This is a genomic window from Mesorhizobium abyssinicae (assembly GCF_049887195.1).
GTDB classification, from domain to species: Bacteria; Pseudomonadota; Alphaproteobacteria; order Rhizobiales; family Rhizobiaceae; genus Mesorhizobium; species Mesorhizobium abyssinicae.
Genome location: NZ_JARAKC010000004.1, coordinates 47,298 through 69,283, shown reverse-complemented (window position 1 = coordinate 69,283; position 21,986 = coordinate 47,298). Strand labels below are relative to the sequence as shown.

General features: G+C 64.1%; 21 protein-coding genes. 12 read left to right on the top strand and 9 right to left on the bottom strand.

Annotated elements, in window-relative coordinates:
- Positions 1 to 39: 39 nt before the first annotated feature.
- From PU724_RS10725 to PU724_RS10715, 3 genes are all read left to right on the top strand, one after another.
- Positions 40 to 2,610, top strand: coding sequence for a GcvT family protein (locus PU724_RS10725; RefSeq protein ID WP_354422396.1), 2,571 nt, complete (start codon positions 40 to 42; stop codon positions 2,608 to 2,610).
- A gap of 191 nt (positions 2,611 to 2,801) precedes the next feature.
- The gene (locus PU724_RS10720; RefSeq protein WP_426213204.1) at positions 2,802 to 4,214 is read left to right on the top strand and encodes an ArnT family glycosyltransferase; all 1,413 of its coding nucleotides are present in this window, start codon (positions 2,802 to 2,804) and stop codon (positions 4,212 to 4,214) included.
- Between the two features lie 20 nt (positions 4,215 to 4,234).
- Complete coding sequence (locus tag PU724_RS10715) at positions 4,235 to 5,587, top strand: M24 family metallopeptidase (protein WP_354422400.1); 1,353 nt, start codon at positions 4,235 to 4,237, stop codon at positions 5,585 to 5,587.
- Between the two features lies 1 nt (position 5,588).
- Here PU724_RS10715 and PU724_RS10710 read toward each other — a convergent pair whose 3' ends face one another.
- Both PU724_RS10710 and PU724_RS10705 read right to left on the bottom strand, forming a co-directional pair.
- Positions 5,589 to 6,389 (bottom strand): phosphate/phosphite/phosphonate ABC transporter substrate-binding protein, encoded by an 801-nt coding sequence (locus PU724_RS10710; protein WP_354422402.1) that lies wholly within the window; start codon positions 6,387 to 6,389, stop codon positions 5,589 to 5,591.
- Positions 6,390 to 6,479: 90 nt separating this feature from the next.
- Positions 6,480 to 7,490 carry a fatty acid desaturase gene (locus PU724_RS10705; RefSeq protein ID WP_354422404.1) on the bottom strand — a complete coding sequence of 337 codons (1,011 nt, stop codon included), beginning with the start codon at positions 7,488 to 7,490 and terminating at the stop codon, positions 6,480 to 6,482.
- Between the two features lie 227 nt (positions 7,491 to 7,717).
- On the opposite strand from PU724_RS10705, the gene PU724_RS10700 reads away from it, so the two are divergent.
- Both PU724_RS10700 and bmt read left to right on the top strand, forming a co-directional pair.
- Positions 7,718 to 8,560 carry a helix-turn-helix domain-containing protein gene (locus PU724_RS10700; protein ID WP_292171551.1) on the top strand — a complete coding sequence of 281 codons (843 nt, stop codon included), beginning with the start codon at positions 7,718 to 7,720 and terminating at the stop codon, positions 8,558 to 8,560.
- A gap of 89 nt (positions 8,561 to 8,649) precedes the next feature.
- A complete protein-coding gene (gene bmt / locus PU724_RS10695) occupies positions 8,650 to 9,666 on the top strand; it encodes a betaine--homocysteine S-methyltransferase (protein ID WP_354422406.1) in 1,017 nt (338 codons plus the stop codon).
- Between the two features lie 24 nt (positions 9,667 to 9,690).
- Here bmt and PU724_RS10690 read toward each other — a convergent pair whose 3' ends face one another.
- From PU724_RS10690 to PU724_RS10665, 6 genes are all read right to left on the bottom strand, one after another.
- Positions 9,691 to 9,876: a hypothetical protein gene (locus PU724_RS10690; RefSeq protein WP_245493432.1), complete on the bottom strand. Its 186-nt coding sequence runs from the start codon at positions 9,874 to 9,876 to the stop codon at positions 9,691 to 9,693.
- A 453-nt stretch (positions 9,877 to 10,329) separates the two neighbouring features.
- Complete coding sequence (locus tag PU724_RS10685) at positions 10,330 to 12,483, bottom strand: YfbK domain-containing protein (RefSeq protein ID WP_354422408.1); 2,154 nt, start codon at positions 12,481 to 12,483, stop codon at positions 10,330 to 10,332.
- A 2-nt stretch (positions 12,484 to 12,485) separates the two neighbouring features.
- Complete coding sequence (locus PU724_RS10680) at positions 12,486 to 13,043, bottom strand: RNA polymerase sigma factor (protein WP_128346821.1); 558 nt, start codon at positions 13,041 to 13,043, stop codon at positions 12,486 to 12,488.
- Positions 13,044 to 13,225: 182 nt separating this feature from the next.
- Positions 13,226 to 13,957, bottom strand: a complete 732-nt coding sequence (locus PU724_RS10675; protein ID WP_354422410.1) for a dienelactone hydrolase family protein — start codon at positions 13,955 to 13,957, stop codon at positions 13,226 to 13,228.
- Between the two features lie 104 nt (positions 13,958 to 14,061).
- Entirely contained in the window at positions 14,062 to 14,751 is a 690-nt protein-coding gene (locus tag PU724_RS10670) for a hypothetical protein (RefSeq protein WP_354422412.1), read from the bottom strand.
- 89 nt (positions 14,752 to 14,840) lie between these two features.
- Positions 14,841 to 16,415, bottom strand: a complete 1,575-nt coding sequence (locus PU724_RS10665; protein ID WP_292171530.1) for a trimethylamine methyltransferase family protein — start codon at positions 16,413 to 16,415, stop codon at positions 14,841 to 14,843.
- Positions 16,416 to 16,689: 274 nt separating this feature from the next.
- Here PU724_RS10665 and PU724_RS10660 point away from each other — a divergent pair, with 274 nt between their 5' ends.
- A complete protein-coding gene (locus PU724_RS10660; RefSeq protein WP_127285137.1) occupies positions 16,690 to 17,388 on the top strand; it encodes a corrinoid protein in 699 nt (232 codons plus the stop codon).
- A gap of 84 nt (positions 17,389 to 17,472) precedes the next feature.
- On the opposite strand, the gene PU724_RS10655 is transcribed toward PU724_RS10660, so the two are convergent.
- Complete coding sequence (locus PU724_RS10655; protein ID WP_127393868.1) at positions 17,473 to 17,613, bottom strand: entericidin A/B family lipoprotein; 141 nt, start codon at positions 17,611 to 17,613, stop codon at positions 17,473 to 17,475.
- 62 nt (positions 17,614 to 17,675) lie between these two features.
- On the opposite strand from PU724_RS10655, the gene PU724_RS10650 reads away from it, so the two are divergent.
- From PU724_RS10650 to PU724_RS10625, 6 genes are all read left to right on the top strand, one after another.
- The gene (locus tag PU724_RS10650) at positions 17,676 to 18,305 is read left to right on the top strand and encodes a DUF1638 domain-containing protein (protein ID WP_128274730.1); all 630 of its coding nucleotides are present in this window, start codon (positions 17,676 to 17,678) and stop codon (positions 18,303 to 18,305) included.
- Positions 18,306 to 18,330: 25 nt separating this feature from the next.
- On the top strand, positions 18,331 to 18,909 hold the full coding sequence (locus tag PU724_RS10645) for a DUF4893 domain-containing protein (RefSeq protein ID WP_128274729.1): 579 nt from the start codon (positions 18,331 to 18,333) through the stop codon (positions 18,907 to 18,909).
- Between the two features lie 145 nt (positions 18,910 to 19,054).
- Positions 19,055 to 19,825, top strand: coding sequence for a formyl transferase (locus PU724_RS10640; RefSeq protein WP_426213174.1), 771 nt, complete (start codon positions 19,055 to 19,057; stop codon positions 19,823 to 19,825).
- Positions 19,826 to 19,961: 136 nt separating this feature from the next.
- Positions 19,962 to 20,264 (top strand): virulence factor, encoded by a 303-nt coding sequence (locus tag PU724_RS10635; RefSeq protein WP_127285133.1) that lies wholly within the window; start codon positions 19,962 to 19,964, stop codon positions 20,262 to 20,264.
- Positions 20,257 to 20,856: a methylenetetrahydrofolate reductase C-terminal domain-containing protein gene (locus PU724_RS10630; protein ID WP_127285132.1), complete on the top strand. Its 600-nt coding sequence runs from the start codon at positions 20,257 to 20,259 to the stop codon at positions 20,854 to 20,856. The genes PU724_RS10635 and PU724_RS10630 overlap by 8 nt, the downstream gene beginning before the upstream one ends.
- Positions 20,853 to 21,944, top strand: coding sequence for a methylenetetrahydrofolate reductase (locus tag PU724_RS10625; protein WP_127285131.1), 1,092 nt, complete (start codon positions 20,853 to 20,855; stop codon positions 21,942 to 21,944). The genes PU724_RS10630 and PU724_RS10625 overlap by 4 nt, the downstream gene beginning before the upstream one ends.
- Positions 21,945 to 21,986: the final 42 nt, after the last annotated feature.

The window sequence follows — 21,986 nt, the reverse complement described above, 5'->3', positions numbered from 1 at the left end:
GAAACCTGATTCAATCTCTTCAAACACGGACCTATCTGTATGAAATCTCATGTCAAAGCGGTTGTCATTGGCGGCGGCGTCGTCGGCTGCTCGGTGCTCTACCATCTGGCCAAGGCCGGCTGGACCGACATTATGCTCATCGAGCGTTCGGAATTGACCTCGGGCTCCTCCTGGCATGCCGCGGGCGGCTTCCACACGCTGAACGGCGACCCCAACGTCGCCAAGCTGCAGGCCTATACGGTGCAGCTCTATAAGGAGATCGAGGAGATTTCCGGCCAGTCGTGCTCGCTGCATCTCACCGGCGGCGTGATGATGGCCGACACGCCGGAGCGCATGGACTTTCTGCGCCTTGCCCACGCCAAGGGCCGCTATCTCGGCATGGACACCGAGCTGATCACGCCGTCGGAAGCCAAGGCGATGTTCCCGCTGATGGACGAGAAGAATTTCGTCGGCGCTATGTGGGATCCGGTCGAAGGCCATCTCGACCCCTCCGGCACCACCATTGCCTATTCCAAGGCGGCGAAAAAGCTCGGCGCTGAGATCGTGCTGCGCAACCGCGTCGTCGACCTGACGCAGCAGCCGGACGGCACCTGGAACGTCGTTACCGAGCAGGGCACGGTTCACGCCGAGCATGTCGTCAACTGTGGCGGCCTGTGGGCTCGCGAGATCGGGCGCATGGTCGGCGTCGAGCTGCCGGTGCTGGCGATGGAGCATATGTACCTGCTCACCGAGCCGATGCCGGAGGTCGAGGAATTCAACAAGTCGACCGGCCGCGAGATGATCGGCGTGCTCGATTTCAAGGGCGAGATCTACACCCGTCAGGAGCGCAACGGCATCCTGCTCGGCACCTATGAAAAGGCCTGCAAGCCGTGGTCGCCGGTCAACACGCCCTGGGATTTCGGCCATGAGCTCCTGCAGCCCGACATCGACCGTATCGCGCCGTCGCTGGAGATCGGCTTCAAACATTTCCCCGGCATCGAGAAGGCCGGCATCAAGCAGATCATCAACGGCCCCTTCACCTTCGCGCTCGACGGCAATCCGCTGGTCGGCCCGGTGCAGGGCCTGACCAATTTCTGGTGCGCCTGCGCCGTCATGGCCGGCTTCAGCCAAGGCGGCGGCGTCGGCCTCGCACTGTCCAACTGGATGGTGCATGGCGATCCCGGCTTCGACGTCTGGGGCATGGATGTAGCCCGCTTCGGCGAATGGGCCGGCCTGCGCTACACCAACGCCAAGGTGCGCGAGAACTATTCGCGCCGCTTCTCGATCCGCTTCCCCAACGAGGAACTGCCGGCCGCTCGCCCGGCGCAGACGACGCCGCTCTACGACACCATGCTCGCCAACAACGCGGTCATGGGCGACTCGTGGGGTCTGGAGACCCCGCTATGGTTCGCACCGAAGGGCACCGAACCGAAGGACATCGTCTCCTTCCACCGCTCCAACGATTTCGGCCCGATCGGCGAGGAGGTGCGCGCCACGCGCGAGAAGGTCGGCGTCACCGAGATCGCCAACTTCGCCAAATACGAAGTCTCCGGACCAGCAGCCGAGGAATTCCTCAACCGGCTGATGACCAACCGCATGCCGAAGGTTGGCCGCATCGTGCTGACCCCGATGGTCAACGAGTTCGGCAAGCTGATCGGCGACTTCACCATCGCCAAGTCGGGCGAGGACCGGTTCATGATCTGGGGCTCGTCCGCCGCGCAGAAATACCACATGCGCTGGTTCGAGAAACACCTGCCGAAGGACGGTTCGGTGCGCATCCACCGTTTCGACCAGACGCTGGTCGGCCTGTCGATCGCCGGGCCGAAATCCCGCGACCTGCTGCAGAAGCTGGTCGATGTCGATGTCTCGACCAAGGCCTTCCGCTTCATGGATTTCCGCGAGATGGCGGTCGGCGGCGCGCCCTGCATGGTCAACCGCATCACCTATACCGGCGATCTTGGCTACGAGATCTGGATGGCGCCCGCCTATCAGCGCCTCGTCTATAAGGCGATCAAGGAAGCCGGCGAGGAATTCGGCCTGGTCGACTTCGGCATGCGCGCGCTTCTGTCGATGCGCCTGGAAAAGAATTTCCCGACCTGGTTCCGCGAATTGCGCCCGATCTACGGTCCGTTCGAGGGCTCGATGGACCGCTTCATCAAGCTGGAGAAGAACGACTTCATCGGCCGTGAGGCATCCGCCAAGGAGCACGCCGAAGGCCCGAAGCTGCGCCGCGTCTCCTTCATCGTCGATGCGGCCGACGCCGACGTGATGGGCGACGAGCCGATCTGGGCCAAGGTCAGCAAGGACTACGGCACGGTGGAAAAGCCGCATGGCTATGGCGCGCCGCGCTTCGACACCACGGGCAAGGAAGTGCGCGGTTCGAAGGCTGCCGAAGGCGCCTCCGCAGTGCGCGGCATCGCCGATGGCGACTGGCGCGTGGTCGGCTGGGTCACTTCGGGCGGCTATGGGCACTACGTCCAAAAGTCGATGGCGCAGGGCTATGTGCCGGCGGCGTTGGCCGAGGACGAAAGCGCCGGCCTGTTTGAGATCGAGATCCTCGGCCACCGCCGTCCGGCCCGCATCAATGTCGAGCCGCCCTTCGACCCGAGCGGTGAGAAGATGCGCACGTAAAAGGGCGACAGCGCGTGCCGGATCGTGTAGTTGGCGTTTCGACCAAGCACGGTTCGACCGGCCGCGATGGGAAAACGACGTCCTTGCAGAATCTAGAGAAATGGACCGACTGGCTTTGCGACGACAAGGCCGGTCCATTCAACGCCGCGCTCGCCTTTGCCGTCACATACTGCCTTGTCCAGGTCGTGGTGATGACGCTGTCGTCGCACTGGGCAGGCACGGGCGTCGGCGTCGATGAATCCGAGCAATTGATGGTGATGCGGGTCCTGGCGGCTGGCTACGGCAGCTCGCAGCCACCGCTCTATACGTGGCTTGCCCACCTGACGGCCTCGTTGGTCGGAACCAGCATCCTCGCCCTCAAGATCGTGAAATACGGTCTGCTGGGCGGAGGGCTCGCGGCATACTTCACCGCGGTGCGCCGGCTCGGCTTCTCGAATCGCGCTGCCGCTGCCGCCATGTTCGGCCTGCTTCTGTTTCCACAGATCATCTGGGAAATGCAGCATGCCCTCACCCACTCGGTCGCCATATTCTGCTTTTCGTCGGTGCTGTTCCTGGCGCTGGTCGAGCTGCTGAAACGGCGATCCCTCGCCGCCTATGTGCTGTTCGGCCTGGCAACGGCCGCGGCGATGCTGTCGAAATACAACAATGTCATCTTTCTCGCCGCGCTGCTCCTGGCGGCGCTGTCGCTGCGCGAAACCCGCGCGGCGATCTTCGACCGCCGCTTCCCGATCAGCGTGGTGGTGGCCATCCTTGCCTGTCTCCCGACATTCCACTGGAGCCTCGCGCATCTCGAAGACTTGCTGTTGCATAGCGACGGCTTCGGCGTTGCCGAGGGTGGCAGCGCGGCGGCGACGGCATCGCTCGGCGTGTTCGGCTTGGGCAAGGCGATACTCAACTTCGCCGGGCTTCCGATCGCCGTCTTCGCCGTTGCGCTCTTGGTGGCAATCAGCAGACCCGCGCCATCGTCAGAGCCTTGGCCCTGGCCCGAAAAGCTGCTCTGGCGTGCGATTGCTTTTGCTCTGCTGATTACGCTGGTGGTGGTGCTGGCGGGCGGCGTGACGCAATTTCGCGATCGTTGGATGCTTCCGGTTTTCGTTCTGCTGCCCGCTGCCCTTGCCATGCGTCTGGATGCCATGGGCGACAGGGGCAGGAAGACGCAAGCCACGATTGTCTTCGCCGGCGCCGTCCTCGCCATCCTGGTGCTGCCGGTAAGCTGGTACATGCAGGTGTACGGCGGAGACAGCCGCGGGCGCATCGTGCGGATGGACTATCATTCGCTGTACGGCCAGCTCATGTCCGAAGGGCCGGTGCGCACGGTGATATCCAGCTGGTTCTGGGCCGGCAATTTGCGTCTTGTCGATTCCGATCTCGTCGTGCTCGACGACGAGATACCCGATTTTGCCGCGTCGATCCGCGAACCAGCCGTGCTTGTCCTGGCGGCTGACGACGGCGAGCCGAATTCGATCATTTTCGACAGGATCGCCAAGGCCGGCTACGCGATGGACACCATCCATCGGCAGGTTGAGGTACCTCAGTTGCTCGGCGGCACCCCTGCGACCCGCCAGCTCACGATAGCCAGACTTCACAGGATCACGGCGCCGTAGCGCGCTTCGGGAGGGATCGCATGGAGACACAACGCTTCGGCCGCCATCGCAAGATCATGCCGTTCGAACCGGAAGCGGCCGGCTCCGTTGAAGCGCTGCGTGAAGCCTCCCGCCACAAGGCGGCTTCGCTCAACCAGCATGTGCTGGGCTACGGCGCGCAGGCCGAGGCCGAATGGCAGGCGGCCGGCATCGCCGCTCCCGACCTTGCCGCCATGCGCAAATACCGGCTCGACCGCATCCGCTCCGAATTGAAGCGCCGCGGCTATGCCGGCGCCCTGCTCTACGACCCCGTCAACATCCGCTACGCCACCGACTCGACCAATATGCAGCTCTGGGTCGCGCACAATCCGACCCGCCATTGCTTCGTCGCCGCCGACGGACCGGTAGTGCTGTTCGACTATTTTTCCTGCGAGCACCTGTCCGATCATTCCGGCGTCGTCGACGAGGTGCGACCTTCGGTGTCGTGGATGTATCTCTACAGCGGCGAGCTGACGCCGTTGAAGGTCCGCCGCTGGGCCGCAGGCATCGCCGATCTGGTGGCGCAACATGGCGGCGGCAACCGCCGCATCGCCGTCGACCACATCAACCCGGAGGGCGCCGAGGAGCTTGCCCGCCTTGGCGTCAGCATCGGCAATGGCGAGGCGGTGATGGAGAGCGCGCGGCTGATCAAATCGCCGGACGAGATCCTCGCCATGCGCCGTTCGATCGTCGCCTGCGAGGCGGCGATGGGCGAGATGGAACGGGCGCTGGAGCCAGGCATTTCCGAAAACGAGCTGTGGGCGGAGCTGCATCGCGGCAACATCGCGCGCGGCGGCGAATGGATCGAGACCAGGCTGCTGTCTTCCGGTCCGCGCACCAATCCCTGGTTCCAGGAATGCTCGTCGCGCGTCATCGAGGCCGGCGATCTCGTCGCTTTCGACACCGACCTGATCGGCCCGTATGGCTTCTGCGCCGACCTCTCGCGCACCTGGCTCTGCGGCGACGGCAAACCCTCGAACGAGCAGCGCGATCTTTTCCGCATCGCCGCCGACCAGATCGCCCACAACACCGAACTGATGCGCCCGGGCATCTCCTTTCGCGAGCTTGTCAAGCGCGCCGCGGTGCCGCCCGGCGACTGTTTCCCGACCCGCTACGGCGTGCTCTACCACGGCGTCGGCCTGGCGGACGAATATCCGACGCTGCCGCATGCCAGCGACTGGACCGAGGATACGCCGGACGGCGTGCTCGAAGCCGGCATGGTGCTGTGCGTCGAAAGCTATATCGGCCGGCTGGGCGGACGCGAGGGCGTCAAGATCGAGGAGCAGATCCTCATCACCGAGACCGGCAACCAGCAGCTCTCGAGCTATCCGCTCGACGAGCGGTTGCTTGGCTGAGTCACTCGAGGCCCGCGATCGCTTCGCGCAACGCCGCTACCGTCTCTAGCGGCGTGGCGCGGGCGGTGATGAACGGCAGGCCCTTGCGCCGTCTCGTCCAGCCGACGACCTTCACGTGCCTTGCCGCCGGCTCGAAGCGTTTGGCCAGCGCCCAGCTCTCGCAGTCGATCGCCGCGACATCGGCCCTGCCCTCGGCAATGGCGACAATCGATGAACGGTGGCCGCCGCTCTGTATCTGCGAAGCAAAAATGTCGAGGCTTTCGCCCATCGCCTCCAGGTCGCGCGTCAGCCCGAGCAGGCCGGACATGGAGTCCGGATTGTTGAAGGCGAAGCGCTTGCCGCGGATGAGATCGAGCGGGATCGAGGCGCTGCCATCGGCCGGCGATGCGACGGACTGCCCGCCATCGGCCGGCATGACAATGGCGCTGGAATAGAGCTCGCCCTGCCCGCCCTCGACGGCATCGTAGCTCGGCTGGCCGATCACCTGGACGTGGCTCGCGAGCCCCAGTTCCATCGGTCCCCAGCAGGTCTGCCCGAACAGCAGTGCCGGATGCAGCCAGAGCCCGTGGAAATCGAGCTCGCCCGCCGGCAGCGTCGCCGGATCGGGCGCGATGACCTTGCCGGCTGCGTCGCGGATGCCGCCGGGCACCGGCGGCAGGTCGCCATTAACGCGGACGAGCGTCTCCGGCGCGTCGACGCCCTTGCCCCTGATGGCTTCGCGCAGCCGCGCCCATTGCGCGTCGACCTCGCCCCTCGCCTCGGGCCAGTCATACATCGGCAAGGCCGCAACGAATTCGCTCATGCCTGGATTTGACCGCCGTTCTGGAAAACTGACAAGATCGCGGACGCGAGCCGCCCGCAGCATAGATGACGCGTGGCGGCTATGCCGGGATCATTCCTTTGGCGGCTCGGCCGGAACCGGGGCGCTGCCAAGGCCATTGATGCTGCGCGCCCGGACACGCGGCTTGAATGCCCGACCCGGCTCCGGCGCGCGCCGCAGCACCGGATGGACGATCGGCTCCTTGGCCTTGAAGGCATGCGCCTTGAGCAGCGCGAAATAGTTCGGATAGGCATAGCCGTTGTTCATCCGCAGCCATTCCTCGCGGCGGTCGCGGAACAGCTTCGGCAGCCGGTACCAGGCAACCGTCGGGCTCTTGTGATGAACGAAATGCAAATTGTTGTTGAGGAACAGGAAGGACAGCGGCGAGCGCTCAATGATCACCGTGCGCCCTTCCGGATGTTCAGACCACTGATGCTCGGCATAGGTGCGGATCGAAATCATCGACTGGCCGAGCCAAACCGGCACCAGAATGTAGAGCCACAGCGGAATGCCGAAGCCGTACGTCACGATCGGCACCACTATGGCAAGGCCGGCGGCGTGCTGCAGCCATGCCTTGCGGATCGCCTTGTCGCCGGCTGCGATCTGCTTGGCGTCGTCGATGAAGAAGCCGATCGACGACAGCCACGGACCGAGGATGAGGCGGCCGACCATCGTGTTGTTGATCTTCAGCAGGAGTTTCATTGCCGGCGGCAATTCCTCATGCATCCAGAGCGCCTGGTAGTAGCTCTCCGGATCGTCGAGCGGATCGGTCAGCCGCTCGTCGGCATGGTGGCGAAGATGTATCGTCTTGAAGCGGCGGAATGGCCATACCATGCCGATCGGCAGGAAGACGAAGGCTTCATTGATCCGCGCGTTGCGTGTCGGGTGGCCATGCAGCACTTCGTGCATAAGCGACGATTGCAGTGCGGCGGTCAGGGCCAGGACGGCGAGCGCCAGTATTGGATAGGATGGCCAGAGAAGGAAGCCGGTGGCAAGCCAGGCGCCGTAGCAAAAAAATGCGAGGAACACGGTCGGCCATTCGATAGCCGCTGCACTGCCACGTCTCTTAGTCATGCTTGCCATGCGATCGACCACTGCCCTCCAGTCGCCGGAACCACCTTGATTCCTGACAACATTGTGTCAGGAGCCTGTCGTTGCCGCAACGCGACAAAGCGCACAAAATGTTGCGAGTGCGCATTTTCAGCCGCATATGTTATACATTGTAAACAAACAGCGGATTCATTTCCGCCTGAGCCACGTTCAATGCGGCTACGGCGCAAATTTTTCCTCTCCGAAGCAGGAGCAGCGTCATGGACAAGCGCGATCTGTCGACCCTCTTCCGGGACCGTTTGAAATTGCTCTTGACACGCTCGGACCTGAACCAGTCGGCCTTCGCGACAGCGGTCGGCATCGACCGTTCGGCGCTCTCGCAACTGCTCTCCGGGACGTCGACCCGACTGCCCCGCGCCGAGACGCTGCTCAACATTGCTGCCGAGTTCAAAGTGTCGCTCGACTGGCTGCTGGGCCTCAGCCATGACGAAGGCGTCACCGGCGAAATCCGCGAGAGCCTGGAGATCGAGGAGGCGCCCGACGGCTTCGACCGCACGCTGCTCGCCAAATGGCACTCCGAAGCGGCTGGAACGAAAATCCGCTACGTGCCGGCCGGCATTCCCGACCTGCTGCGCACCGAGGCGCTGGTCGACTACGAGGCGAACATCACCAACAAGAGCCGCGAGGCCCAGGCGGGCGAGACGCAGTACCGCATCGACTACACCAGGCGCCCGGAGACCGACATGGAGGTCTGCATGCCGCGCCACACGCTGGAGATCTTCGCGCGCGGGCTGGGTGTCTGGGATCGCTTTCCCGAGGCCGACCGCCGCCAGCAGCTCCTGCACATGGCAACGCTGCTCGACGACCTCTATCCGACGTTTCGCCTCTATCTCTATGACGGGCGCATGCGCTATTCGATCCCCTACACCATCTTCGGACCCTACCGCGCCGCGATCTATGTCGGCGACATGTATCTGGTGCTCAACGCCCCCCAGCCGATCCGCACGCTGACCAGCCATTTCGACAATCTGATCCGCGCTGCCGACATCAACGCGCATGAGGCGGCGAGCTTCGCGCAAAGGCTGGCCGAGATGCGATTTTGACGGCTGAGGACCGGCTTTGAGATTGACGACATATAAAGAGTTCTTTATATCCTTATCTCAACAAAGAACTCCGTAAGGCGTATGTCATCATGACCAATCCGATCGAGGCACTGCTTGCCGAAAAGGGCGTGCTGCTCGCCGATGGCGCTACCGGCACCAATCTGTTCGCCATGGGCCTGGAGGCCGGCGAGGCGCCGGAACTGCTGAACGAGACCGCGCCCGACACCATCGCCAGCCTGCACCAGAACTTCGTCGACGCCGGCGCCGACATCATCCTGACCAACTCCTTCGGCGGCACCCGCCACCGGCTGAAGCTGCATCATGCGCAGGATCGCGTGCATGCGCTGAACAAGCGCGCCGCCGAGATCGCGCGCGCGGTGGCCGACAAGTCCGGCCGCAAGGTGATCGTCGCCGGCTCGGTCGGCCCGACCGGCGAATTGCTGGTGCCGCTCGGCGCCATGACCTATGACGAGGCGGTCGACGCCTTCGCCGAGCAGATCGAAGGCCTCAAGGCGGGCGGCGCCGAAGTCGCGTGGATCGAGACCATGTCGGCGCCGGACGAGATCCGCGCCGCCGCCGAAGCCGCGATCCGCGTCGGACTGCCCTACACCTATACCGGCTCTTTCGACACCGCCGGCCGCACCATGATGGGCCTGCTGCCCAAGGACATCCACGGCGTCGTCGACGGGCTGTCGCAAGATCCGCTCGGCGTCGGCGCCAATTGCGGGGTCGGCGCGTCCGACATCCTTGCCTCGCTGCTCGACATGACCGAGGCCAGGCCGGAGGCGACGGTGATCGTCAAGGGCAATTGCGGCATTCCGGAATTCCGCGGCACCGAGATCCACTATTCCGGCACGCCGGAACTGATGGCCGACTATGTCCGGCTCGCCGTCGATGCCGGCGCCAGGATCGTCGGCGGCTGCTGCGGCACCTCGTTCCAGCATCTTGCCGCCATGCGCAAGGCGCTCGACGCGCACACCAAATCGAGCCGGCCGACCATCGAGACGATCGTCGAGCGCATCGGCCCGATGCGCAACAAGGTGGCTACCGCAAACACCGCCGAGACCAGCGAGGCCCGCCGCGAACGCCGTCGCGGCCGCGCCTGACCGTTTGATCGGTCGCCGTTTCGATTATTCGCTGTTTTCGGCGTAGCGCGACAGCGCCGTGTTGAAATCGGTGGCGCTGCCTGCGTCGCTGCCCATGCTCATCAAGGCGCCCGATGCGCGGGGATCGCTGATCTGCTCCAGCATGACGCGGAAGCGGTCATTGTTCAGGGCCGACTTCGCGGTGTTCCTGGCCGCCTCGACATCATTCATGATGCGCCGGGATTCCGCCGACGGCGCCTGCGAGGCGGTCGACTGAACGTCCCTTGCAGCCGGCGTTGAATTCGCAATGTCTCTGATCAGCACTTCCGGCCCCCACAAGCCCGTGTATTAGCTTTTCGTAACAAGAGGGAATTGCGATCATATTCCTGAAAAGCCTCGCAATTTAACGATCTGCCGAAAAGGGAGCCGGCTTCAGGATCTATTGAGATTCAGGTCAGGCCGAGCCGAAAATGGTGAGTTTCCGAGAACCGGAGCGGAGCGTACTGAAGTACGTGAGCACCGGAAGCGCAGGAAACCTCCATTTGCAGGCCGGCCTCACATGAATCTCATCAGATCCGAAAAAAAGGCCGGCAAGGTTCCCCTCGCCGGCCTGCCTCACCCGCCCGTGGCCGGTTCCCCGTATCAGAACGATCCCCGTCTGAAAGGAACCGGCCGTTATTGCCACTACCGGTTACCGCCCAGCGCCGAGGCAAGGCGCACAAGCGACAGGAATTCCGACCTGTAGCCAAACGGATCGGCTCCTCGGGCGGCGGTGGCAATCTCCATGATCTTGTCGTAGCCGAACTTCGCGGTCGCATCCTCGTCGCGCAGCTTCTGGCCGAACGCCGCGACCGCGACCGAGAAGCGCTGGTCGGTGCCGGCCTGGTCGAAGGACTGGACTTCGTTGGCTGACGTCACTGGCGTGGTGATCAGCTTCGAGGTGTCCTCGTCCGGCAGCTTGTAGCGGATCTTGACGAAGGCATATTCGTCGGCATTGGCGACGCCGCCATTGTTGACCGTTGCCTGGCCGTAGCGCAGCGGGTCGATCTGCTCGCCGCCGCTGCCCTTCGGCGTGATCTCATAGATCGCCGTCACCGAATGGCCCGAGCCGATATCGCCGGCATCGACGCGGTCGTTGTTGAAATCCTCGCGGTTGAGCGCGCGGGTCTCATAGCCGATCAGGCGGTATTCCGAGACCTTGTTCGGATTGAACTCGACCTGGATCTTGACGTCCTTGGCGATGGTGAACAGCGTCGAGGACGCGTCCTCGACCAGGACCTTCTCGGCCTCGGCGAGCGTATCGATATAGGCGGCGGTGCCGTTGCCGTTTTGCGCGATGGTCTGCATCATCTGGTCGTTCAGGTTGCCGCGCCCGAAGCCGAATACCGACAGGAAGACGCCGGTCTTGCGCTCCTGCTCGATCAACCGCTTCAGGTCGTCGTCGTCTGTCTGGCCGACATTGAAGTCGCCGTCTGTGGCGAGCATCACACGGTTGACGCCATCCTTGACGAAGGATTGCTGGGCAAGCTTGTAGGCTTCCCGGATCCCCGCCTCGCCCGCCGTCGAGCCGCCAGGCTGCAGATGGTCGATGGCCGACAGGATCTTATCCTTCTCGGCAACCTTGGTCGGCATCAGCACCGTGCCGGCATCGCCCGCATAGGTGACGATCGAGACGGTGTCGTCCGGCTTCAGCTTGCTGACCAGCAGACGGAAGGCCGACTGCAGCAGCGGCAGCTTGTCCTGCTCGTTCATCGAACCCGACACGTCGATCAGGAACACCAGATTGGCCTTGGGCTGCTCGGTCGCCTTGACGTCGAACCCCTTGATGGCGACGTGCATCAGCTTGGTGTGCTCGTTCCACGGCGTCGGCATGACGCTGACGGTCGAGTTGAACGGCGTCGAGGCCGCATCCGGTCCCTTCCAGTCGTAGGGGAAGTAGTTGATCATCTCTTCGACGCGCACGGTGTCGGCCTGCGGCAGGTAGCCTTCCTTCAGCGAGCGCCGCACGAAGGAATAGGAGGCGGTGTCGACGTCGATCGAGAAGGTCGAGACCGGGTCCTCGAGCGCGGCATGCACCGGGTTGGTCTTGAAATCCTCGACGCGGTCGCGGTTTTCCTCCTGCGGCAGCAATTGGTCGGCAGGCAGCGTGGACGGCTGCGCCATCAGCTTGGATTCGGCGGCGGTGCCCGGTACCGGGCCGCCGCGTGCGACATCGGCGGGGGCCGCGGCGCCACCATCGAGGGAGAGCTGGCCACTGACGGTCGGCGCAGGCGCCGGCTCGGTGCGCTGGAGCGCATCCTGCCGGACCAGGCCGCCGGCCTTCTCCGCTTCGGACTTCGGCGGCTGTGCCGGCGCGACCAGCACCTCGTTCAAACCGCGGCTTTCACTATCGGTATCTTTCTTCTGCTTATCGGCCTCGGCAACCGGCTTCAGCGTCGCCGGCACTTTAGTCGCCGGCGCGTTGGTCGCCGGCACGTTGGTTGCCTGCCCGTTGGTTGCCGGTTTGTCGGCCAGCGTCTCGGTGATCTTCTCATCGCCGCCGATCTGCGGCGGCGCCTCCCTCAGCATCTGCAAGGTGGCGTATCCGGCGATCGGCAGGGCGACGAGCCCGGCAATGGCCGGCGTGGCGATCAGTTTCTTTTGCATGATCTCTCTCCAGAGCTTTTGTACCCGCTCTGTGAGACGAAGCCCGCCGGCCGATCCTTGGGCGGCAGCGAAGATTTTTTCCTGCTCGTCGAAAGCCTGCATGGCTGCAGCCAACGCGCGCGCCTTCGCCTCGCCGTCCGGCGCCGGTGCCGTGATGTTGCGCAGCCTCTCGAGTTCGTTGTCGTCGACCATGGTCACACTTCCCCGGCTGAACGCATCAACGTCTTCAGCCGTTTCTTCGCTTCATGGATGTGCCAGGAAACCGTCGTCTCCGAGATCGCCAGCGCCTCGGCAGCATCCGCGTGGCTGAGCCCCTCGCCATAGACGAGCAGCACCGCATCGCGCTGCTTGTCCGGCAGCTTGCGCACCGCCGCCCATAGCGCTTCGGCCGGGTCCTCGGGTTCCGCCGCCTCCCCCGCAATCAGTGCGTAGGCGCCGTAGGCCTCGGCCTTGCGAGTGTCGCGGGCGCTCTTGCGCATCATGTCGCGCGCTGCGTTCAGCGTCATGGTGTAGAGCCACGTCGTGAAGGCGCCCTTGCCATGATAGTCGCGAATCGCCCGGCCGAGCCGGACGCAGACTTCCTGGGCGATGTCCTCGGCGTCCGCCTTCCTACCGCACCAGCGATAGGCAGCGCGATAGACGAAGCCATAGTGCCTTTCGAGCAATTTGCCGAAAGCACCCCTGTCTCCACCCTTCGCCCGCCCGACCAGTTCGGCGTCGGAGGCTTCGCCCTCGTCCAGCATCATCGCCATCATTTGCCTGTTGGACGAAGGCTAATGGCCAATCCTTGGGGTTATGGAAAGATTTTTTTGCCGCAGCGCTTCCCTTCTCTCCGTTTACGGGGAGAAGGTGCCCGAGGGGCGGATGAGGGGCGGCGCGAACGTTTCGAAGGCTCGCGCCACATGGTGCCCTCGCCGCGATCTGCGAGAGAAGGCTAGCCAAGCGTCTCGGTAAACAGCGTCGTCAAGCGCTTCCAATGGCGCTCGGCGCCGGCCGCGTCGTAGACGCTGTGGTCGGGCACGCACCAGCCATGCGCCACACCGACATAGTTCTCGATCGCGTGGTCGACCTCGGCCACCCTCAGCGCTTCGGCCAGTCGCGCCGACTGCTCCGGCGGAAAGCTGCGGTCGACGCCGGCTACGCCGACATAGACCCTGGCCTTGATTGACGCCGCCTTGCGATGCGGGCTGTCGGCGGCATCGCTGGCCAGATTACCGCCATGGAAGCTGGCCGCGGCAACGATCCGGTCCGGATAGCTCGCCGCCGCGTTAAGCGCCCGCGCGCCGCCCATGCAGTAGCCGACGACGCCAACCGGCCCGGTGATCCCTGCGGCGGTCAGTGCATCGAGGAAGGCGGCGCCGTCGCGGATGGTCATGCCCTGCGTCGTGCCGCCGCTCAGCATCAAAAGCGCAGCCTTGCTCTTTTCCTCGGCAAAGGCGGTCTTGGGGTCGAACGGACCATAGGGCACATAGCGATAGAAGAGATCGGGCACCAGCACGGCGTAGCCAAGCCCGGCGAGGCGCTCGGCCATCTGGTCGAGCGCCGGGCGCGGACCGAAAATATCCATGTAGAGGATGATTCCGGCCTTGGCCGGCGCGGCTGGACGAAACAGCCGAGCTTTCGCCGAACCATCCTGGGTCTTGATCTCGAGGTCCTGCTTCGCCATTGCGCGCTCCGCTTGTTGCCAGGCGATAGATATCCGCGTCGGCCGTCAGGGCAAGTCACGGCATCTCAATCGCAGTCAAGTTTCCGTGCGGCTCGGAACCATCTCTACAGGCCGGCGAACGACGCCATGTGGAAGGCCTGAACATCTGCTGGGTAGCGATAGTCGGAGCCATAAGGACAGGCGTTGCGGTCGAGGCAGCCGCCGCTGCGGCAAGACGCGCCATCGGCGCCGCGCACATGCGCCAGACAGGCCTGGTGCGTGAAGCCGTCCGCCGCATAGGCGTCGACCGGACAGGATTTCAGGCAAGGTTTTTCGACACATGCATCGCAAAGGTGGAGAGCTGCGTCAGGTTTGGGGATGGCAATCGCCTGCTCGAACAGCAGAGCGCCGCGATAGGCATGCCAAAGCCCGTAGCGTGGGTGCATGAGGATGCCGAGCGGCGACGGCCTTAGCCCCTCCGCCCGCATCGCCCATTGCTGGAACGGGAGATACGGCCTGTCGGAGGGCGACACGGCGCGCGCGCCGAACTCTTCCGCAACCGAGCCGATCACTGCGCGCGCCCAGGTGTCGAGCGGATTGGCGATGGCCTGCGGTTGCCGCTCCCGCCAGCGCAGGAAATGCGGCCACGGCGCCGCACCCGCCTGCCCGACCAGCAGGATGGACCTGGCGGGCATGCCGGAGCGCCCGGCGGGTGCTGTGTCTTGGCTGGTGAAAAGGAAGCCGCCGCGCAGGATCAAGCCATCGACCGCGAGCACGGCCGAGATATCGTCGACCGTGCCGCGCGAAACAATCATCCCTTCTTGCCCGGCTCGGAGAATGCGCTCCGCCAGACTTCCTTGTGGATGATGTCGGCCACTTTAGCCCGGCCTGACTCGGGCTCCTTTCAAGTGAAGGCGTCGGCCATCGAGCCTTTCTTCCTGGCAATGAAGTCGGTCAGGGCTTCGTCGATCGCCGGATCGAGGTAAGGCGCCTCGTAGCTTTCCAGCCAGCGGCGGGCGAGCTCGTTGGCCCGCTGCGGCGCGGTCTTTTCGCCTTCCGCCAGCCACTGCTCGTAGGAATTGTTGTCGGCAATGTTGGAGCGGTAGAAGGCGGTCTGGAAATTGGCCTGGGTGTGGTCGCAGCCGAGGTAATGACTGCCCGGACCGACCTGGCGGATGGCGTCCATCGCTTGGCCGTTTTCCGACAGGTCGACGCCCTCGGAGAATTTCTGCTGCATGCCGAGCTGGTCGATGTCCATCATGAACTTCTCGTAGCAGGACGCCAGCCCGCCCTCGAGCCAGCCGGCCGAGTGCAGCACGAAATTCGCACCGGCAAGAATGGTCGAGTTCAGCGTGTTGGCGCTCTCGTAAGCCGCCTGCGCGTCCGGGATCTTCGCGGCGCAGAGCGAGCCGCCGGTGCGGAACGGCAGGCCGAGGCGGCGGGCAAGCTGCGCGGCGCCATAGGAGACCAGCGACGGTTCTGGCGTGCCGAAGGTCGGCGCGCCCGACTGCATCGAGATCGACGAGGCGAAGGTGCCGAACAGCACCGGCGCGCCTGGCCGGATTAACTGCGTGAACGATGCGCCGGCCAGCACTTCGGCCAGCACCTGCGTCAGCGTGCCGGCGACCGTCACCGGGCTCATCGCGCCGGCAAGGATAAACGGCGTGACGATGCAGGCCTGGTTGTGGCGCGAATAGACCTTCAACGCGCCGAGCATCGTCTCGTCGAACACCATCGGCGAGTTGGCGTTGATCAGGCTGGTCAGCACCGTGTTGTTCTCGACGAAGTCGTCGCCGAAAACGAGTTTGGCCATCGCCACCGTGTCCTCGGCGCGCTCCGGCGCGGTCACCGAGCCCATGAACGGCTTGTCGGAATATTTGATATGGCTGTAGACCATATCGAGATGGCGCTTGTTGACGGGAACGTCGACCGGCTCGCACACCGTGCCGCCCGAATGGTGGATCGAGGGCGCCATATAGGCGAGCTTCACGAAGTTCCGGAAATCCTCGATCGTCGCATAGCGGCGGTTGCCGTCGAGATCGCGCACGAAGGGCGGGCCATAGACCGGCGCGAACACCGTCGCTTTACCGCCGACCTGCACCGAGCGTTCGGGGTTGCGCGCATGCTGGGTGTAGACGGACGGCGCTGTCTTCAGCAACGAACGGCAGAGCCCCTTCGGGAAATGCACGCGCTCGCCCTTGACGTCGGCGCCGGCCTCTTTCCAGAGCTGCAGGGCTTCGGCGTCGTCGCGGAAGATGATGCCGATCTCTTCCAGCACCGTGTCGGTGTTCTTCTCGATCAGCGCCAGGCCTTCCTCGTCCAGCACTTCATAGACGTTGATCTTGCGCTTGATGTAGGTGAGCTGGGTGCCCGGACCCCCGCCCGAGCGCGCTGCCCGTCGCGCCGCCGCGCCACTGCCAGCGCCGCGCCCGCGCCTGCCGCTCGACGGCTCCTGCTCGACTGCCGCGTTCTCGCTCATGATCGTTCTTCCCTGATTTTGTTCTGACCTGATGTGGATTGCGGCCGCGTGCGGCTGCTTCTCGCCGGATCGTAGCCATGCACCCTATTCGAAACGGCCAGCCAGCGCCAACGCCTGTCGCAAAATCGACAAGAATTCCAATAGATTTGCGGTCGCTTTCCTTTTGCGGGAAGTCGCAAATCAGCTATGGATACGCGGCCCTCGCGGGTTAGGTATTGGCGCATCGATTTTAGGCTGCCGCAGACATTCCGAGCAGCAAGGAGCCCGAGAAAAAATGTCCGACGACGAGATCATCCTTTCCGAGCTTTCCGACGACGAGCTCGTGCAGCAGATGCACGACGACCTTTATGACGGGCTGAAGGAAGAGATCGAGGAAGGCACCAACATCCTTCTCGAGCGCGGCTGGGTTCCCTACAAGGTGCTGACCGAGGCGCTGGTCGAAGGCATGCGCATCGTCGGCGAGGATTTTCGCGACGGCATCCTGTTCGTGCCGGAAGTGCTGCTGTCGGCCAACGCCATGAAGGCCGGCATGGCCATCCTTCGCCCGCTGCTCGCCGCCACCGGCGCGCCCAAGCAGGGCAAGATGGTGATCGGCACCGTCAAGGGCGACATCCACGACATCGGCAAGAATCTGGTCGGCATGATGATGGAGGGCGCCGGCTTCGACGTCATCGACCTCGGCATCAACAATGCGGTCGAGAAGTATCTGGAGGCGATCGAGCAGCACCAGCCCGACATCATCGGCATGTCGGCGCTGCTCACCACCACCATGCCCTACATGAAGGTCGTCATCGACACGATGAAGGAGAAGGGCATCCGCGACGACTATGTCGTGCTGGTCGGCGGCGCGCCGCTCAACGAGGAGTTCGGCAAGGCCGTCGGCGCCGACGCCTATTGCCGCGACGCGGCGGTGGCGGTCGAGACCGCCAAGGACTTCATGAAGCGCAAGCACAATGTGCGGGCTTCGGCTTGAGCCCAGCGGCTTCGCAATGAACAATGAAAAAAGCCGCGCCTTGCAGCGCGGCTTTTTTGTTCCCAGATTCTGGAAGACCGTGGATCAGGGATTCTTGACCGTGTCCTCGACGGCATTGGCGGTCGATTTGACGTCCTTGCCGACACCGCGGATCGTATTGGCGCAGGCCGAAAGGGCCAGCGCGCAGGCAAGAATGGCGATGGGGCCAAGGCGCGACAGTTTCATGGACGGTGTCTCCCTCGTTCTGTAGGTAAGAAGATAACGCAACCAACGGTTCGGCTGGTTCTATGAGTGCCGTGCGAAAAGCGCAACCCGATCAAGGCGAAAGGCTGCTCGTCATCGCCTGCGGGATGATTGCGCGCGAAGTTCTGGCCGTCAAGCAGCAGCTCGGGCTCGACCATCTCGACCTGACCTGCCTGCCGGCGGAGTTCCATTTCTATCCGGACCGCATCCCGCCGGCGATGGACAAGGCGATCGAAAAGGCCAAGGCCGAGGGCTACCGGCACATCTTCGTCGGCTATGCCGACTGCGGCACCGGCGGCATGCTTGATCGCATCTGCGAGAAGCACGGCGTCGGGCGCATGGCCGGTCCGCACTGCTTCGCCTTCTACCAGGGCATGGACGCCTACGCGAAGGTCGCCGACGACGACATGATGTCGTTCTACATGACCGACTTCCTCTGTCGCCAGTTCGATGCCTTTTTCATGAAGCCGCTTGGCCTCGACAGGCATCCCGAGCTGATCAAGGACTATTTCGGCAATTACCAGAAGCTGGTCTATATCGCCCAGACCGACGATCCGGAGCTCGACAGGGTTGCGGAGAAGGCAGCCGCGCTGCTCGGCCTGGCCTATGAGCGCCGCTCGACCGGCTATGGCGATCTGACGACGGAACTGGCCGAGGCCGCCACACGCGGCTGACCTGCTGATCAAGAGGGGGGAATCAATGCGTTTTCGGGCTTTGCTTCTGTCTGTGTGCCTGGGTGTCGGCTTGACTCTGCCGGCTCACGCCGATGGCGAGGTGCAGAAACTGATCACCGCCGCCGACAAGGCGCGGCTCGACAAATATGGCGAGACGCGCAAGGCCGCCCTCGAGGAGGCCAAGGCCGGCGACCCGGCCGAGGTCAAGCAGTTGGATACCCTGCTCGCCAAGCCGCTGGTGGCGTTTTCCGACAAGGACCTGACCGGCACCTGGAAATGCCGCACCATCAAGGCCGGCGGCTTGAGCCCGCTCGTCATCTATGGCTGGTTCAATTGCAAGGTGAGCGATGACGGCTCCGGCTGGAGACTGGAAAAGATCAGCGGCTCGCAGCGCACCAAGGGCCGCTTCTTCGACGAGAGCGAAAAGCGCGCCATCTATCTCGGCTCGTTCACCGTCAACGAAGATCCGGCCAAACCTTATGGCAGCGGCCCGCAGAGCGACCAGGTCGGCTATGCCTTCCGCAACAGCGCCACCGAATGGCGCATTGAATTCCCGGCGCCCTACTACGAATCGAAGCTCGACATCATGGAATTCAAGCGCTGATTCCGCCCAGAGACCTTTGGTCTCGCGCCGTCACCAAGGATTAACCCCGCCAGCCTAGCATGCCGCGCGTTTGCGCAGGTCGCTCCCATCCGGGCGCGCCGGGCGCTCCGACACCCAGGGGGCGGCACGAACCATGGCAGCGCCAATGGCAGATCCACGACCGATCGTCGTCGTCACCGAGGGCGGTCCGCACATCTGGGCGATCGTCAACGCCATCGCCGATCGGCTCGGCCCTGTCAGCGTCGTCCTCGAAACACCTGAATCCAAAAAGCAATTGCTTCTCGGCCGGGCTCGGCGCCAGGGCTGGATCTCGGCCATCGGACAGCTCGGCACCATGGTGCTGACGCGGCTCGGCAAACGGTTCTTTTCCGGCCATGCGGCACGATTGATCGCCGAGCAGAAACTGGAGACCGAACCCCGCCCCGGCCAGACCATCATCGACATCCCCTCGGCCAATGGGCCGGAGTGCCTTCGGGCGATCGCCGATCTCCAGCCGGGCGTGGTGCTGCTGGCCGGCTGCCGCCTGCTGTCGCGGCAGACGCTGGCGAAGATAGCCTGTCCGGTGCTTAACTATCATGCCGGCATCGCCCCCAAATATCGCGGTATGAATGGCGGCTACTGGGCGCTGGCCTCGGGCGACGCGGGCAATTTCGGCAGCACCGTGCATCTGGTCGATGCCGGCGTCGACACCGGCGGCGTGCTGCGACAGGCGCGCGGCAAGCCTGAACCGGGCGACACGATCTCAAGCTACGCGCTGCGGCAGGCGGCATTCTCGCGCGACATCTGCGTCGAAGCGGTCGGTGACGCACTGGCGGGCAAGCTCGCAACATTCGATCCCGGCCTGCCCTCGAAACAGTGGTATCATCCGACGATCTGGCACTACCTTTGGACCGGCTTGACGAAGCGCATCTGGTAGCCGGCTGGCCGCGCTATTTCACCTTTCTTTTTGCGACCTCCAATAGCGTCGCTTTTGAATGCGCGCGCGTCGTCCCATAACAAGCGGCCCCAGTGCGCATGCGGCAATGCTCGCAGCTTCGAGGAGTGAGAAATTTATGGCCGATCTGATCGTCGTCTACTGGCGCGACATCCCCGCCCAGGTCATCGTCAGGAAGGGCCGGCAGAACGCCAAGCGCGAACTGCCGCTGCGCTTCACCGAGGCGATCGACATGTGCGCCATGCGCACCGGAGCTGGCGGCACCGACGACTATCTGGCCGAATGGCGCAAGGCCGACCCGGTTCCGGTCGGCGACGACCTCGAGGCCGAGGTCGAAAGGGCCTTCCACGAGCTCGACACGAAATACGACCGCGAGCGGCTGGTCGCTCTGGTCAAGGCGGGCGGAAAAGAAAATGTCTGAACAGCAACCGGCGGTTACCCAGGCCACTCTGGTCAAGAAGGCAGCGCCGAAATCCGACTACAAGCCGGCCGACGTGTCGCCGCAGCGGCGCGTCCAGCGCTCCTTCGCGGTGAGATTGTGGTCTATCCGGCACTCACGATTGCTCGAATGGTTCTACAGCCGCTTCGCCGACATCTTCCTGCTGCTGCATCCCTTGTGGAAAGGCATCGGCTACGGTCGCGTCGAGGCTCCGGTCAAGTTCGTCGAGAAGCGCGTCAAGGGCTTCATGTTCGACTGTCGCATGTGCGGCCAGTGCGTCTTGTCCTCGACCGGCATGTCCTGCCCGATGAACTGCCCGAAGCAGCTCCGCAACGGCCCGTGCGGCGGCGTGCGCGCCAACGGCAATTGCGAGGTCGAGCCCAACATGCCCTGCGTCTGGGTCAAGGCCTGGGAAGGTTCGCGCAACATGGTGCATGGCGACAAGATCCTCGACGTGCAGAAGCCGGTCGACCAGTCGCTGCGTGAAACCTCCGCCTGGCTGCGCGTGACCGCGCAGGCAGCCGCCGCGCGCCAGCCGGCCGACAATGCAACCAAGACCGGAGCGTCCGCATGACCATCCGCCAGCGCGACGAGAACCCGGCCGGCATCCACCTGCCACTCGATCCCTTGCCCGGCCACACCTCGCGCGGCCGTCTGGAGCGAGTGCTGAGGCGCGGCGAGTTCGCGGTGACCACCGAGCTCAACCCGCCGGACAGCGCCGATCCGGAGGACGTCTACAACCGCGCCAAGATCTTCGACGGCTGGGTCGACGCCATCAACGCCGTCGATGCCTCCGGCGCCAACTGCCACATGTCCTCGGTCGGCATCTGCGCGCTGCTCACCCGCATGGGCTATGCCCCGATCATGCAGATCGCCTGCCGCGACAAGAACCGCATCGCCATCCAGGGCGACGTGCTGGGCGGCGCCGCGATGGGCGTCGCCAACATGCTCTGCCTCACCGGCGACGGTGTGCAGGCCGGCGACCAGCCCGGCGCCAAGCCGGTGTTCGACCTCGATTCCATGTCGCTGCTCGAGACCTGCCGCATCATGCGCGACAACGGCAAGTTCCTTTCGGGCCGCAAGCTGACGACGCCGCCGCAGATCTTCCTCGGCGCCGCCGTCAATCCCTTCGCCCCGCCCTTCGACTTCCGCCCCATCCATCTCGGCAAGAAGATCGCCGCCGGCGCCCAGTTCGTGCAGACGCAGTACTGTTTCGACGTGCCAATGTTCAAAACCTTCATGCAGAAGGCGCGTGACCTCGGCCACACCGAGAAGGTCTTCGTCCTGTGCGGCGTCGGGCCGCTGGCCTCGGCCAAGACGGCCAAGTGGATCCGTTCCAACGTGCCGGGCATCCATATCCCCGACGCGATCATCAAACGGCTGGAAGGCGCCCAGGACCAGAAGAAGGAAGGCAAGCAGCTCTGCATCGACATCATCAACGAGGTGAAGGAAATCCCGGGCGTCGCCGGCGTCCATGTGATGGCCTACCGCCAGGAGGAGTACGTCGCCGAGATTGTCGATGAATCGGGCGTGCTGAAGGGCCGCCAGCCATGGAAGCGCGAAATCCGCCGCGACGACCAGCTGGTCGCCGACCGGCTCGACCACATTCTGCATGACGAGATTACCGAAACCCAGGTGGACATGGTGAAGACCGCGCATTGAAGGACGCGGCCGTCACCATTCGCTTGAACGAAATCAGATAAC